The sequence below is a fragment of the Clostridium sp. AF19-22AC genome (assembly GCF_003479085.1).
Classification (GTDB): Bacteria; Bacillota; Clostridia; order Lachnospirales; family Lachnospiraceae; genus Faecalicatena_A; species Faecalicatena_A orotica.
The window spans coordinates 341,617-357,568 of record NZ_QUGN01000003.1 but is presented as its reverse complement, the minus strand read 5'-3'; the positions used below and the strand labels follow the sequence as shown (position 1 = coordinate 357,568).

The 15,952-nt window shown below is 44.8% G+C and carries 12 protein-coding genes; 11 read left to right on the top strand and 1 reads right to left on the bottom strand.

Annotated features, from left to right (window positions below; genetic code table 11):
* Nucleotides 1–13: 13 nt before the first annotated feature.
* Entirely contained in the window at nucleotides 14–523 is a 510-nt protein-coding gene (locus tag DWX43_RS05470) for a ferritin (protein ID WP_118619333.1), read from the bottom strand.
* 205 nt (nucleotides 524–728) lie between these two features.
* Between DWX43_RS05470 and DWX43_RS05465 the strand changes: the two genes are divergently transcribed.
* The 11 genes from DWX43_RS05465 (at nucleotide 729) to DWX43_RS05415 (ending at nucleotide 15,837) form a co-directional block, all read left to right on the top strand.
* Entirely contained in the window at nucleotides 729–3,554 is a 2,826-nt protein-coding gene (locus DWX43_RS05465; protein WP_118619331.1) for a transporter substrate-binding domain-containing protein, read from the top strand.
* Nucleotides 3,555–3,707: 153 nt separating this feature from the next.
* Nucleotides 3,708–4,595 (top strand): DegV family protein, encoded by an 888-nt coding sequence (locus DWX43_RS05460; RefSeq protein ID WP_118619383.1) that lies wholly within the window; start codon nucleotides 3,708–3,710, stop codon nucleotides 4,593–4,595.
* 310 nt (nucleotides 4,596–4,905) lie between these two features.
* Nucleotides 4,906–5,925 (top strand): PD-(D/E)XK nuclease family transposase, encoded by a 1,020-nt coding sequence (locus DWX43_RS05455; protein ID WP_118619329.1) that lies wholly within the window; start codon nucleotides 4,906–4,908, stop codon nucleotides 5,923–5,925.
* Between the two features lie 111 nt (nucleotides 5,926–6,036).
* Entirely contained in the window at nucleotides 6,037–7,269 is a 1,233-nt protein-coding gene (locus DWX43_RS05450; protein ID WP_118619327.1) for a [Fe-Fe] hydrogenase large subunit C-terminal domain-containing protein, read from the top strand.
* Between the two features lie 75 nt (nucleotides 7,270–7,344).
* Nucleotides 7,345–7,908 carry a nicotinate-nucleotide adenylyltransferase gene (locus tag DWX43_RS05445; RefSeq protein ID WP_118619325.1) on the top strand — a complete coding sequence of 188 codons (564 nt, stop codon included), beginning with the start codon at nucleotides 7,345–7,347 and terminating at the stop codon, nucleotides 7,906–7,908.
* A 167-nt stretch (nucleotides 7,909–8,075) separates the two neighbouring features.
* Nucleotides 8,076–11,012, top strand: a complete 2,937-nt coding sequence (locus tag DWX43_RS05440; RefSeq protein WP_147356286.1) for a transporter substrate-binding domain-containing protein — start codon at nucleotides 8,076–8,078, stop codon at nucleotides 11,010–11,012.
* 107 nt (nucleotides 11,013–11,119) lie between these two features.
* Nucleotides 11,120–11,743 (top strand): DedA family protein, encoded by a 624-nt coding sequence (locus DWX43_RS05435; RefSeq protein WP_109729593.1) that lies wholly within the window; start codon nucleotides 11,120–11,122, stop codon nucleotides 11,741–11,743.
* A gap of 51 nt (nucleotides 11,744–11,794) precedes the next feature.
* Nucleotides 11,795–12,949, top strand: coding sequence for an aldo/keto reductase (locus tag DWX43_RS05430; RefSeq protein ID WP_118619321.1), 1,155 nt, complete (start codon nucleotides 11,795–11,797; stop codon nucleotides 12,947–12,949).
* A gap of 222 nt (nucleotides 12,950–13,171) precedes the next feature.
* On the top strand, nucleotides 13,172–15,091 hold the full coding sequence (locus DWX43_RS05425) for a MerR family transcriptional regulator (protein ID WP_118619319.1): 1,920 nt from the start codon (nucleotides 13,172–13,174) through the stop codon (nucleotides 15,089–15,091).
* 9 nt (nucleotides 15,092–15,100) lie between these two features.
* Nucleotides 15,101–15,325 carry a hypothetical protein gene (locus DWX43_RS27280; RefSeq protein ID WP_243099259.1) on the top strand — a complete coding sequence of 75 codons (225 nt, stop codon included), beginning with the start codon at nucleotides 15,101–15,103 and terminating at the stop codon, nucleotides 15,323–15,325.
* Complete coding sequence (locus DWX43_RS05415) at nucleotides 15,289–15,837, top strand: FtsX-like permease family protein (RefSeq protein ID WP_182440627.1); 549 nt, start codon at nucleotides 15,289–15,291, stop codon at nucleotides 15,835–15,837. The genes DWX43_RS27280 and DWX43_RS05415 overlap by 37 nt, the downstream gene beginning before the upstream one ends.
* Nucleotides 15,838–15,952 lie beyond the last annotated feature (115 nt).

Genomic DNA, 15,952 nt, shown 5'->3' with positions numbered 1-15,952 from the left:
GAGATATATCTGTCTATAATACCAGTGACGGGGCGGTATAGACTCTGGCGGCGAACTCCTGATTCAGTTCATAGAGACATTTTGTATCGTTTCCAAACAGTTTCATTTTTGCTATCAGTTCGCTGACAGATTTCTCTTCTTCACCCTGTTCTTTAATGAACCATTCAAGCACCTGGGTCGTCCGGAAGTCTTTCTTTTTAAATGCAGCCTCATAAATACGGTTAAAACGAGCTGTTACCTGTCTCTCATGGTCATACGCCATTTTCAGCGGCTGTGCGGGGGATGTGAGTTTACAGTCAGGCTTGGGGACCAGCTCGAGAACAACTTTTTCGTCATTGTTGTGGAGATATTGGATCAATAGTATCGCGTGGTCCAGTTCCTCTCTGGCCTGTATGCGGAACCAGTTTTCAAAGCCGTCAAGATCTGCCTCTGAATAGTAATTTGAAAATGCCAGATATAAATAGGATGAAAAGAACTCAAAATTGATCTGGCTGTTGATTAACTGCAGAATTTGTTTATCCATAACTGCCTCCTTAAAGATGTTTCTTGGGATAGTATTTTCTAAATTGGAAATTTTATACGGTATAAGATTCCGAATAAAAAGTTATACAGTATTTTATATGGGCAAAAATTGCAAAGTAAACGCCAATCATGTATAATGAAGACATTCATAAAAATTCGGTTTCATACAGGCAGATTGTACATTTTGCCTGTATAAGGGAGGATACATGAGACAGGTTACGAGAAAACTAAAGCCGGGGAGAATCACACGGCAGTTATCAATGATTATGACAGTACTGCTGATTAGCCAGCTGTTTTATATCAATACCTTTGCGTCAGGCAAAGAGCAGGAGAAAGAACAGCCGGTAAGCAGGGTGATAAAAGTAGCCTTTCCAGATTCACCAGGTATCAGTGAGGTAGATGAAAATGGCAATTATAATGGCCTGTTAGTTGATTATCTGAATGAGATTGCCAAATATACAGACTGGGAATACAAATATTATGAGGGCAGTGCGGAGGATACATTGAATGGATTTCTGAACGGCGAGTATGACCTGATGGGCGGTGTATTTTATTCTCCGTCGCTGGAAGAATATTTTGCTTACCCTGAGTACAGCATGGGGAACAGCAGGGCAATTCTTCTATGCAGAAAAGACGATAAAGAGATCAAGAGTTATAATCTGAGAAGCATGAACGGGAAGACGATAGGTGTATATGAGTCTGCGAAAGAGAAGATTGCATATCTGAATGAATTCCTGAATCAGAATAATCTGGACTGTACCTTAAAGTATTACACAGCGGAGGAACTGAAGGGGGAGGATAATCTGTACAGATTTCTGAAGAATGGTGATGTTGACCTGCTTCTGGGAAATGACGGGGATAAAGACGAGGAGTTCCGGGCGGTTACATCATTTGCCGCCCAGCCATACTACCTTGTTACCCAGATCAAAAATAAGGATATCCTCAGAGAAATGAATGAAGCTCTGGAAGCAATTCAGGAAGCCGATCCGGGCTTTGCTGCCAATAAATATGAAGAAAACTTTCCGGATGTGGATAATTTTGATATTCAGCTGACGGAAGAAGAACTTACATATTTGAGGGAGAAAAAGGAAATCACGGTAGCGGTTGTAAGGATGTGGCATCCTTTTTACTGCGTGGAGAATGGAATGGTAGAGCATGACGGGATTCTTCCCGATATTTTTGAACGGATGTCGGAATACCTCGGCATTCCATTTACATTTGTGTATGCAGAAACGTATGAGAAGGCGCTTGAACTGGTCCATAACGATGAGGTGGATATTCTTGGGGCATATCTGGATTCAGATGAGGATGCTTTTGCAGAGGGCCTTGCTCTTACAAAATCGTATACAAGCCTGAATAGTATTATTATTAAGAATAAGTCCGTAAATTACCCGGCACAGGGAATGACTGGCGGGATCATTGCAGGAAGAACAATGCCGAACGATATCCCTGTTGAACATATCAGATATTATGACTCGATAAATGAAGGGCTGAAAGCAGTGAATAAAGGAGAGATTGATTTTGTTTACGGACTTTCGGCAAATTTGGATCAGGAGATGCAGAACCATCATTATACGAATATCGTACCAATATCCAGAGTGAATAACAATACAGCAGTGAGTATGGCGATGGACCGTCCGGTCGACAAGATACTGCTCGGTGTGTTGGACAAAGCAATCAATAACATTTCTTTAAAGGATATGAATACGATTGTAGATAAGAATCTAATTTCAATGGGAAGCAGCACCCTTACTTTATCGGAATTAATTTATGCGAATCCGGTGGCATTTATCTTCATTTTATGTAGTTTTGTACTCTGTATATTGATTGGCGTTGTTATGGCGGCCCGTTCGAAGGTGAGAAGAACTATGATGGAGGGGGAACTGGCCAGGGCAGAGGCAAAGAGCCGTGCAAAGAGTGAATTTTTGTCTAAGATGAGCCACGAAATAAGGACGCCTATGAATGCGATCATAGGCTTATCGGACCTTACCTGTATGAAGGACGAAATCCCGGATTCGGTGGAGGAAAATCTTCAGAAGATCAGGTCATCTTCCCAGTATCTGCTCTCACTCATCAATGACATTCTCGATATGTCCAAGATCGAGAACGGAAAGATGGAAATTATGCCGGATGAGTTCTCTATGAAAGATATCACGGACAAAATGATACAGATGATTGAACCTCAGGCAGAGCAGAAAGAGATACGTTTTATTCCATGCCTGAAAATAAATACAGATACGCTGGTTGGGGATGCGGTCAGGCTTCGTCAGGTACTGCTGAACCTGCTTGCGAATGCACTCAAATTTACCCCGGCTGGTGGAATGATCACACTGAGTATTCAGGAAAAAGGGTATCAGGGGGATAAAGTCAGATATTTCTTTGAAGTCCGTGACACAGGAGTTGGAATTGCGAGAGAAAATCAGGGCAGGGTGTTTAAATCATTCGAACAGTTTGGCAATAATTCAGCAAAAAGCGAGGGAACTGGCCTTGGACTGCCTATCAGTAGTTATATTGTCGAAGCGATGGGCGGACAGCTGAAGCTGGAGAGTGAAGCAGGAGAGGGATCCAGATTCTTCTTTGAACTTTTGTTCCCTGCGGGCACGAAAAAAGATAGTACAGAAAAAGAGATTCAGGATAAAACGGAAGACTTTACAGGAATCTGTATTCTGCTTGCCGAGGATAACGATCTGAATGCCGAGATTGCAAAGGAACTGCTGGAACTGCGAGGGGCAAAGGTAGATCGTGCGGCAGACGGGCAGGAAGCGGTTGATCTGTTTGAAAACAGTGCTCAAGGCTGGTATCAGGCAATACTTATGGATATCAGAATGCCGAATAAAGACGGACTCCGGGCCACAGAGGAGATTCGACAGAGCAGCCATCCGGACAGCCGTACTGTCCCGATTATAGCGATGACGGCCAATACATTTAAAGAAGATGTGGAAGCGTCAGAAAAAGCAGGGATGACAGCCTTCGTGCCAAAGCCGGTAGATATTCATTACCTGTGGGAGATTCTGCAGGAACAGCTTCGTTGACATTAACGCGATATCTGATATGTAGTATTTATAACTATATAAAAGAGTTGACATAACCACGATACACGCGTAAGATAAAAATATACCCAAAGGGTACATACTTATGAGGCTGCTTTTAGCCATGAAAATATAGGATAGGAGAGGAAATGTATGATGGGAGATTATGTATTAAGCTGTTGTTCTACTGCTGACTTGTCACCGGAGCATTTCAAAGCCCGTGATATATCATTTATCTGTTTTCACTATTATATGGACGGCGTTGAATATGCGGATGACTTAGGACAGAGCATGCCGTTTAAAGATTTCTATACGAAGATGAAGGAAGGGGCAGATACGAAAACCTCTCAGGTGAATGCCGGGGAATTTATAGAGTATTTCCGTGGTTTTCTCAAACAGGGCAAAGACATCCTGCATGTCTGCCTGTCTTCGGGGATATCGGGTGTTATCAATTCAGCCATGACTGCAAAAGAGGAGCTGGAAGAGGAATTTCCGGAACGAAAGATTTATATTGTAGATTCGTTCGGTGCATCTTCCGGTTACGGACTGCTTATGGACCGGCTGGCAGATCTTCGCGATGAAGGCATGAGTATAGATGAAGTTTACAGCTGGGTGGAAGAATACCGGCTCAACCTGCATCACTGGTTTTTCTCTTCAGATCTTACATTTTATGTAAAAGGCGGAAGAATTTCGAAGGTTTCAGGATGGTTTGGAACCGCTCTGGACATCTGCCCACTTTTGAATATGGATGATGAGGGACGCCTGATTCCCCGGTTTAAGATCAGGGGGAAGAAAAAAGTAATCAAAGAGATCGTGAATAAGATGGAGCTCTTTGCAGAAGGCGGTCTGGATTATTCAAAGAAGTGCTTCATATCCCACTCGGACTGCTATGAGGATGCGAGGAAAGTGGCGGATATGATTGAATCGCGATTCCCGAAGCTTCAGGGGAAAGTCATAATCAACAGTGTGGGAACAACGATAGGAAGCCATACAGGGCCGGGCACGGTGGCACTGTTTTTCTGGGGGGAGAAAAGGAAACATTAGTTCTTGGGATAACCTGAATTGGCTAAATTAAGGAAGTCAGTACGATAAACTTGCAAGGGGCCAAATTCCCCTTGCAGGATCATCTGCAGGCTTCCTTTTTGATTTTAGAAATTTTTAAACTTTATTCTTTAAATTTTAGAAAGTAAATATTGACTGCTTTTTCTGAAAGTGGTAGTCTGAATCTATCTTAAATGGATGGCATTCTGGCCTTATTCAGTCCATGAGATTTCTATTTATTTCGGTGCTTTGTTTTCGAAGCTAAATCCGTAAATTAGAAAAACAAAAGAATGATGTAAAGGAGGAGCAGCCTATGGATAAACTGCTGCAAAATTATTTTCCAATGATTCGGACAAGAAGGGAGGTGCTGAAAGAAATTAAAAACGACGATAAGCTGCTGGGCATATTCGAACAATGGAAAGACGAGCAGCAGGAAGAATTTCTGGACTTCTGTACCGGAGCAAGAGGGGTAAAGATGTTATATGATTCATTTTTCAAGGAAATATTCAGTCCGGAATATCATCCGGAAAGATTAGAAGAAATCTTATCACTGATCTTAAAAAGAAAGGTAAGGATATGCCAGGTCCTGCCAAATGACTCTGTGAGGATAGCAGATGAGCAGAGCCTTTTGATCACAGATATGCTTGTTGAGTTAGATGATGGAAGTCTTGCGAATATCGAAATCCAGAAAATCGGTTATGCATTTCCAGGTCAGAGAGTGGCGTGTTACTCGGCGGATACTTTGTTAAGACAGTATAAGCGGGTGAAAAGTGAACGGAAAAATAAATTTACATATCGGGATATCAAAACCGTATATACAATTGTGTTTTTTGAAAAGAGCACACAGGAATTTCATTTGCTAAAGGAACATTATATACATAAATCAAAGCAGGTATTCGATACCATGCTCCAATTAGAAACGCTGCAAGAGTATATACTCATCCCTCTTGACATCTTTAAGGAAAACATGCACAATAAAATTATAGATAGCGAATTGGAGGCATGGCTGTCTTTTGTGGTATATGATGAGCCGGAGAAGATAATAGAGCTGATAGAAACATATCCGAAGTTTAAAGCCATGTATGAAGAAATTTATAATATGTGCTGTAATATTGAAAGGGTGATGCAGATGTATTCAAAAGAACTGGCGGAATTGGACAGGAATACAGTACAATATATGATTGAAGAACAGGAGAAATTGATAAATGAACAGGCAGAGCAGATAAATGAACAGGCAGAGCAGATAAATGAACAGGCAGAGCAGATAAATGAACAGGCAAAACAGATTGCAGAATTGAGAAAAAGGCTGGAGAATTTATCTGCTGGCCGATAATGATATGAGCGCTTTAAATTTAACAGCTTTCTACAGTGTGCTGCGAATATTTTCTGTCGGGTTGTCCATAATATTCCATATGTTTGATTTGGGAGATTAGGAGAACTGAGAATGAAGACATTTGACGAGCTTTATCGGGATATTCTGGCGCAGAAAGTATCATTGAAGGCGCCTCTGCCGCCGGAATACGAGCCATATCATCTGGATTGTCTGCTGCATCCGGAAAGAAATGCCCCGGTTCTGTTTGATGAACCGTGTACGGACTGTGCATATGAGAGGGCGTGCCAGAACAGTTGTATTTTTGATGCCATAGAAGAGGGCAGTGACGGGAAATTGTTTATCAATCCAAACCTTTGCACCGGCTGCGGAGTCTGTATAGATGCATGCGAGAACCATAATATCTCGGCGGGAAAGGATATACTCCCGGCCATGAAGGCAGTGAGAGAGGCCAAAGGGCCTGCCTACATGATGGTAGCACCGGCATTCTTAGGCCAGTTCACAGAAAATGTTACACCGGGAAAGCTAAGGACGGCTTTTCGGGCACTCGGTTTTTCAGGTATGGTGGAGGTCGCGCTTTTTGCAGACATTCTGACACTGAAAGAAGCGCTGGAATTTGATAAGCATATTTTGGAAAAAGGGGATTACCAGCTGACGAGCTGCTGCTGTCCTGTCTGGATTGCCATGATCCGGAAGATGTATAAGGAATTGATGCCGCATGTACCGGGTGCTGTTTCACCGATGGTCGCCTGCGGACGCATGATCAAACTTCTCCACCCGGATGCGGTGACTGTCTTTGCCGGCCCGTGTCTGGCAAAAAAGAGCGAAGCCCGTGAAAAGGATGTTGCCGGTGCTGTTGATTATGTCCTCACATTTCAGGAAGTACAGGATATTTTCGAAGCGGCGGATATCCATCCGGAGGAACTGGAAGATCAGGAAAAGGAACACTCATCACGTGCAGGAAGAATCTATGCCCGGACAGGCGGGGTAAGTGAGGCTGTGAGGGAGACGGAGAGGCAGCTTCGTCCTGACAGAAAGATCAAAGTCAAGGCAGAACAGGCCGACGGGATTCAGGACTGCAGGGCGCTGATCAGCCGTATACAGAATCAGGAAACAGATGCAAACTTCTTCGAGGGGATGGGGTGCCCCGGAGGATGTGTAGGCGGACCGAAAGCCATTCTTAATAAAGACGAAGGAAAAAGATTCGTGGATGAATATGGTGACCAGGCATTGTTTGCCACACCGCTGGAGAACCCGTATGTGATGAAGATGCTGGAGAAACTGGGATTTACATCAGTCGAAGATTTTATTGAGAACAGTGAACTGCTGGTAAGAGATTTTTCATAAAATGTTATATTGCGTTGATACAGGAGGGCCGGTTAGGGAATGTGATAGCCTAATGGAAGAATAAAGGAGGAAATCATGGTTGAGACAGGAGTAGTATGCGGAAGATTTCAGATCTTCCATAAGGAACATTTACAGTATGTATTAAGTGCAAAAGAACAGTGCAGTTACCTGTTGGTGGGTATAACTTCCCCTGATGGCGTGCCGGGTCATGAGGAAAAGGCGGACAGGAACAGGGGGAAGCGGGCGGCAAACCCATGCACATATTATGAAAGGATGTGTATCATTAGGAATGCTTTGCTGGAAGCGGGGGTAAAAAGGGAGGAATTCGATATCATACCATATCCTATTGAAAGACCTAAGTTTATAAAAAGCTATGTGCCGGAAGATGCCTGTCATTTCATCACGATTCTGGACGAATGGGGCTACTGCAAAAAAGACCGGATTGAGGAAATGGGCTACCCGGTCGTGGTTTTGTGGGAAAACATTCCGAAGCATATATCTTCTACAATGATCCGTCAGGCGATAGGCCGAAACTGCCAGTGGCGGCAGTATGTACCGGAAGCAACCTATGAGTACATCACAACGCATAAGATCGATGAAAGAATTTCAGGATTATTAAAAGAAGAGGACCAGATTTAAATATTATTGGTTTATGAGATTCACGGGAAAATAACATGCCCCGCAGGACAGAAAATATGCTATACTATGGAAATAGATAAGCATTTGTAAATATCAGTCCTGCGGGGCATTTTTTGAGTTCAGAATGCCTTGTATCCGGGCGGAAGACGGGAAGGGTGTGGGGGAATTTGAAAAGGAAGAAGTATAGCGTGGTGCTGCTGACATTACTGGTTTTCTGTTTTGTCCTGTCTGCTGCATTTGACAGTCATGCTGCTGCGGCATCGGGAGAGACGGTCAGAGTCGGATATTATCCGCTGGAAAATTACCATGCTGAAAATGAGAACGGGGAAGTAGAAGGCTATGAGGCAGATTATCTTTCAAGGGTATCAGAGATTACCGGGTGGAACATAGAATATGTCAGGCTTGCCAGTTGGGAAAAGGGAATGGAGGCACTCAGAAATGGTGAGATCGACCTTCTTTCTCCGTCACAGTTTACGACAGAAAGGGATGCGGAGTTCCTGTTTTCCTCACTTCCACTGGGGAAGACGTACGGTGCAGTCATGGCTTTGAATACGAATGAATGCATTTATGAAGACTTTGAGGCATTTTCCCGTATGACGTTTGGAGTAGAAAAGGGGTCTATCCACAGTGAGACATTTGCAGCTTATGCCAGTGAGCATCAATTCACACCTGATATTATGTACTATAAAGACTTTGAGTCTATGGTGGAGGCATTGAATGCGGGTGAGATCGATGCCCTTGTGGACAATATCATGCGCACGCAGAAAACGATGAGCCTGCTGGGGAGATTCGGAACTTCCCAATATTATTTTATGGCAAATAAGAATAACAGTGTTCTTATGTCCGGACTGAACGAGGCCATGTATCAGATCGATGTAGAATCGCCTCAGTTTGAACAGGAACTGAGAAGTAGATATTTCCCGGTATTTGATGCAGAGATTCTGACAAAAGAAGAGATCGAATTTGCACAGGGGATGAGGGAACTCATTGTGGGATGCCCGGTGAATACGGATCCGGTATCTTATCTGGATGAGGAGAGCGGTGAGACGGCAGGAATTACCCGGGATATCCTGGACCGGGTGGCGGCAAATACAGGATTGAAGTTCAAATACGAGGCACTTCCCGCCGGACAGGTTACTTATGAAGATCTGCGGGCGAAAGGCGTTGACCTGATTGCCTGCGTGGAGTATAACAGTGTGAATGCGAAGAGTCCGGGGGTGCATCTGTCCAGTCCCTATTTCCAGGCAAAAAAAGTAGTTGTTTGTAAAAAGGACACAGAATTTGATACAGAGAAAGAGCTGACGCTGGCAATTGTATCAGGCTCCCAGACACTCGGAACCGTTCTTAAAAATACATATCCGTCCTTTCATATTGTGACTTATGAGACGCCGGAACAATGTCTGGAGGCTGTGAAATCCGGGGAGGCGGATGCTATGCTGCATAACCAGTATTCCATAGACCGTCTGCTCCAGAAACCGAGATATGAAAGCCTGAATGCTCTGGCGGCAGAAGGCATCGGTGATGCACAGAGCCTGTCTCCCGTGCTTTATAAATCGGGCAATGATACATTGGATGAGGATTTATCCAATCCACTTCTTATAAAGGTGATCAACAAAGGAATCAATAACATAACCGAGGATGAGATATCGAAAATACTGATCGACCAGACAACAAAGAGACGCTACCAGTTCACACTGGGAGATTTCATATACCGCTATCAATATATGTGTATGGCCGTTATAGCGGCACTGGCTGCAGCAGGCTGTGCAGCGGCATATTCCATGCGGATAAAAAAGAAAAATCTGGAAATACTCAGAAACAGTGAAAAGCAGCTGGAGAATATTACAAATAATATTAACGGCGGTGTATTGATTCTCCAGCCTGACCGGGAACTGCACCTTCTCTATGCAAACGAAGGCTTCTGGAATCTTCTGGAGTATGATGCAGACAGGATGAAACAGCCAGAGCAGGATAACTATGTGATGTATGTCCATGAGGATGATAAAGAACAGCTTGCCGGACTTATGGAGAAGGCGGATGAGGGAGATGCAGGTTCCGTTTCTTTAAGGCTGCGTGTGCGAAGGCGGGACGGTTCCTATATTCCAGCGTTATTTAATGGGACACTTGCTGCTGATGAGCAGGGACTGATCAAACTGTATTGTGTGATCATGGATATTTCACAGGAGGTTGCGATACAAGAGCAGTTAAAACTGGAGGAGCAAAAACACCAGCTGCTGATTGATAAGACGGAGCAGATCGTTTATGAGATCCAATTTGCACAAAAGGAAATTAAAACTTCAGAGTCTTTTTGCCGGAAGTTTGGCTGGAGACTTATGCAAACCTATAAACGACTGGATGCGGCCGAGATTTTAAGCATATGGCGTGTCCATCCGGAAGATCAGGCTGCATTTACGGAGAACTTTAGAAAATCGCTGGATGGACTTGAGGATACGAATATAACGGTGCGCCTGATGCTGGCAGACGGACGGGCCCTCTGGTGCAGTGTCAGCCAGTTTATTATGCTGGATTCGGAAGGTAATCCGCTGGAGATACTGGGGCTGATCCGGGATGTGGACCGGGATATGAGAGAAAAGAAGAATCTGGCAGAGAAGTCCAGAATGGATCCCCTGACCGGACTGTATAATAAAGAAGCATTCCGCCGTGAGTCAAAAGAATATCTAAGGCAGAATCTGGATGAAGAGTGTGCCGTACTTTTTGTCGATCTGGATCATTTTAAGAATATCAATGACCTGCTTGGGCATATGGAAGGGGATAAGGCGATAAAAGATGCTGCGCAGACATTAAAGGCCATTTTTTCAAGCCAGGATGTAGTGGGCAGATTCGGAGGAGATGAATTCTGTGTGCTCGTGAAAGATATTACGATGGAGGCGCTGACCAGAAAAGTAGAGTGGCTCAGGGAAAAACTGCGCTGTATTTATAGTAACGGGAAATACCAGGTACAGATTACAGCAAGTATCGGGGTTACAACATCCATGATAAGCGGTTTTGACCTCGGGGTTCTGCTTGAACATGCGGACACGGCGCTGTACCGGTCAAAAGATGCCGGACGCAACTGCTATACATTTTACGGCACAGAAGAATGAAAATGCAGCATGCTGAACCATCCCGGTGTAAATGAATTTGCAGGGAATGATTCTCAAAATTCCACATATACTTAAGATACATAATAATGTAAATCAGGGATGAGTATATGCAGGAATTAATGATTCAGATCATGAACCAGTTTGGATATCTGGGAGTCTGCTTTCTGATCGCGGTGGAAAATATCTTTCCCCCGATCCCATCGGAGGTGATTCTGACTTTCGGGGGATTCATGACGACCTATACGCGGCTCACTGTGCCGGGGGTGATTATCTTCTCGACACTTGGTTCTACAATCGGTGCAATTGTATTGTACTGGGTAGGGACTGCGTTAAATCCGGAGCGTCTGGAGACTTTGACGAAGGGAAGACTTTTTAAAATACTTGGATTTGAAAAGGAAGATGTGGAAAAGACAATTGGATGGTTTGATAAACATGGGAAAAAGGCAATTCTGCTGGGGCGCTGTGTTCCGATCATCCGGAGCCTCGTCTCGGTCCCGGCAGGAATGGCTGGCATTGGCATGCCGGTCTTTCTGGTTTATACGGTAATCGGAAGCACAGTATGGAATATTATCCTTGTGTCACTGGGGGCAGTTCTGGGGGCCTCATGGGAAGTGGTGCTCGTATACATAGGGAAATATGCAGCGTTTATCAAAGCAGTACTGATTGTTGCGGCCCTGTTTCTTGTTATACGGTTTATGTGGAAGAAAATCGCCTGTAAAGAACAGGGATAAAAAACAAAAGCTTGAGGGCAGTTTAAACTGCCCGGACAGGAGGAAATGTGTATGTACTATAATGAACTTGGAAAGACAGGAAAAAAGGTGAGCGCTATCGGTCTGGGATGTGAGAACCTTGACGGGAAACCGTACCAACAGGTGAGTGAGGTAATCAATACAGCCATTGACAGTGGTATCAACATATTTGACGTGTTCATGCCGGGCCGGGAGATACGTGAGAATATCGCAAAGGCGGTCGGGAACAGGCGGGACCAGGTCATGATCCAGGGGCACATCGGCTCTACTGACGTGAATCAGCAGTACGATATCAGTCGTGACCTGCCGACGGTAAAGAAATATTTCGAAGATATGCTTCGTATTTTCGGTTACATAGATTTTGGCATGATGTTTTTTATTGATACAGAAAAAGACTATCAGGATGTTTTTGAGACGGAATTTATTGATTATGTGGTCCGTCTGAAAGAAAAGGGCGATATCAGGCATATCGGATTCAGTTCACATAATCCGGTCACAGCGGCGAAAGTGATCAATACAGGAATCCCGGAAATGATGATGTTCAGTATCAATCCGGCATTCGATATGCTTCCGTCGGAAGAATCCATATTTGACCATATGGATACTGATATGGGGGTGAAATTATACAGGGGGCTGGATCCGAAACGGGCAGAACTTTACCGGATCTGCAGTGCAAAGCAGGCAGGGATCACAGTAATGAAGTCACTTGGCGGCGGGAAGCTGATTTCGAAAGAGCATACACCGTTCGCACAGCCGCTTACTGTACCGCAGTGCATTCATTATGCCCTGACACGTCCGTCTGTCGGAAGTGTCATGATAGGGGCACAGACGATAGAAGAAGTGGAGTCCGCGGTCAGCTATTTCGATCTGGATGAAGAAAAAAAAGATTATTCACAGGTAATTTCGACCATGAGGAATGACTTTCAGGGAAACTGTGTCTACTGCGGGCACTGCCAGCCCTGTCCGTCTGAAATAGATATCGCCGGGGTCAACAAGTATCTCGATATAGCGCGTCTTACACCTGGGCAGGTGCCTGCGTCTATCCGCTCACATTATAACGGGCTTCTTCATAAGGGGGATGAGTGCATCGGCTGTAAAAGCTGTGAAGAGCGCTGTCCTTTCGGTGTGCCTGTTGTGAAAAACATGGAAGAGGCTGAGCGGATATTTGGAGATCCTGCATCAGCATAAAACTAACATGATCTATAAATGAAAAAGACAGCATCCGGACTGAAAGGTTCAGATGCTTCTTTTTTAGGGTAAATTTAAAGTGAATTACTCAAAAAGCTTGACTGTATACCTGCTATACACCTTAAAATAAGCATATCAGGCAGCACAAATGTATAAAACCCGTCTATAAACAGTGAAAAGGAAGTGTGTGCCGGGGCGGGTGAACAAGGAGGGGGTGGATCTTTGAATACAAAACAAGTTGAAGAATTGACTGGTATCACAAGGCAGAACATACGCTATTATGAAAAGCAGGGATTGCTCGAACCGGTCCGGGAGACAGGGAATGCATACAGAGATTATTCAAAAGAAGATGTCCGGCGCCTGAAACTGATCAAGATGCTTCGGATGCTTGATATGCCATTGAAGGAAATCGAAAGTATCCTGAATGAAGAGGTATCTCTTAAGGAAGCGGCTGCCCGGCAGCAGGAGGCCCTGCAGAAGCAGCAGAGACAGCTTCAGGCGGCGGTTGAGGTCTGCATGAGCATACATAAAGAAAAAACAGAAATGATCGATGTGGATGGCTATCTGGAAAAGATGGAGAACATGTCTCAAAACGGAGGCGTATTTGCCAGAATTGTGGACGATTATAAGCAGGTGGCACTTCAGGAGCAGCAGGGGAAGATTACGTTTTATGCATCACAGGATGTGAATACGGCCGGGATGTTTGAGAAAGCCCTGCGGGAGTATGCCTTGGAGCAAAACGTGAAGTTCCAGATGATAAAGCCGGGCATGTATCCTGAATTTACGCTGGAAGGAGTTACCTACACAGCGGCCAGAATCTTAGAGGGGAATGAGGAGACAGGTAAGGCTGTGGTGAAGATCGTTTGCAAAAGAAAAAAATATGAAAAAATTGAACGGGAGATTCCGGAAAAAAGGAGAATGTTTTTTCAGGGAGTGCACACGGTTTCTGTCAATATCCGGCGGCACCGGCTGAAAAGTATACTGAATGGAGTGATCAGCCTGCTGATTGTTCTGGTCATGTCCTTCTATCTCGGAAATCTTAACAGCGCAAAATTGCAGCTAAAGGAGCTGCCCGAAAAACTTACTGTATCAGCCCAGGTCTGGAACGTCTGTGCAGAACTCAAGTCAGGGTTATTTATCCCACAGCGGGTACTGGATACGGTCTATGGGTCCTCCCATACGAAACAGATTGCAGAAGGAGTGGAATTTCTGGGGTACCTTCAGGATTCTGGCGGGGAAGAATCCGATTTATATATGCTTACAGGCATGAATCGTACGGATGCTGTTGAAGAATTTTCAGAAGAGGATATTGCATGGGCAGACGGCTGGGACTGGAAGAAGTTTCAGGAGAGCAGGGATGCCTGTATCGTGAATGCGACATTTTCCGAAGAGAGACAGGCACAAATGAAAGATGCGCTTTCCTTTTCTTTGGAACGGTACCGGCAGAATATGGCAGGTGTCAGTCTGGAAAGGGAACACCTTGAGACTGTGAGTATGGAAGTTGTCGGTATCGGTGATTTCAGCAATGTAGATAAGGAGACAGATGTGCCGGACGTGATTCTGCCTCTTAAAATGGGAAAGCAGATTTTTGAAGACTGCGGCAAAACATATTTTGCATCTTCTCTGTCTTTTGTTGTAAAGGATCCAATGGGACTCAATGCATTAAAAAAGGAATTGAAGGATGCGGGGCTTCAGTCTGTGATTCAGGGATCACCCGCCTCCTTTGCGGGTGCCGGTCTGAAAATTGATGATGCAGTCTTCATAGATACGGTTACAAGTCTGAAAAAGAGTCTGTCGCTGTTGGAAGGGTTCCTTCCGTTTGTACTCCTGGTCGTGGTGATGCTTGGATATATCGTGCCCCACCTGTTACTGCAGGGAAGGCGGGAAGAATATGCCATTATGCGCGCACTCGGAACAGGCAGAAGACGGTGCAGCCTGTTGTTTTTTACAGAACACTTTCTGCTGGCCGCAGCAGGCGGCGCGGTCGGAGCACTGGCGGGACTTTTATTCCGGTCGTCAGATATCAGGGATGCACTGCTGGTATGGGTATTGTTTCTGGCCTGCTATGCAGCAGGAACGGCTGCGGCTATGTGGATGTTTGGAAGATTCAGCGTTGCGGCTGTGTTATCACACAGAGATTGAGAGGGATATATGGAGAGAATTAAAGTAGAAAATATCAGCTATTTTTATCAGAATAAATACCAGACGATTGAAGCGGTAAAAAAGGTATCCTGTACATTTGAATCTGGGAAGAATGGAAAGATAATATCGCTGCTTTCAGCCGGATGCGAGGGGCTACGACATCTTTCCAGATTCCCAACGGCACCATACAGGAGTTCATGGACAAATGGGACAGGCAAGGGATTGAGGACTTAAAGATCACGTTTTACGATAAAGGCTACAGCCAGCTGAAGGAAGGGATTGAGAACCGTATGCTGATGTCGTGGATATTTCTGGTCAGCGGCTGCGTGATGTCTGTTATGATACTGCTGTTCTTCGCCAACCTGTTTATAACCGGACAGCAGGAACGTATTGCGGTGGAACGGCTGCTTGGAAGGACGAAGCGGCAGTGTTCAAGATCTATTCTGACCGGGATTCTCGTACTCGCCGCAGCTGGAAGTATTCTGGGAAGTACAGCGGGCTGGAAAGCGACAGAAACAGCTGCAAAAAAGGCAGATACGGAGGTGGTCTTTGATACGGCTTACAGCAATCTGATTACAGAGAATACAAAAGAAGAAAAGGTCTATTGGCCGGAACCGGACCCCGTTCTGGCGGCCGGAACAGGCGGAGGGCTGTTAGTTGCTGCATTACTGATATCTTGCTGCTGCATGAAAGAAAGTTTAAAGAAGGAACCCCTTCAGCTGCTTGGCAGCTTAGAGGAACAGTAAATTCGGTTCACACCGTGGTGTGCACTTCTGCTGTACGGCAAGGTATGTGAGAAAACAGCACTGTATGACAAGCCCCGGGTGATTATTTCCGCTATACTGTGATTAATATAAATTT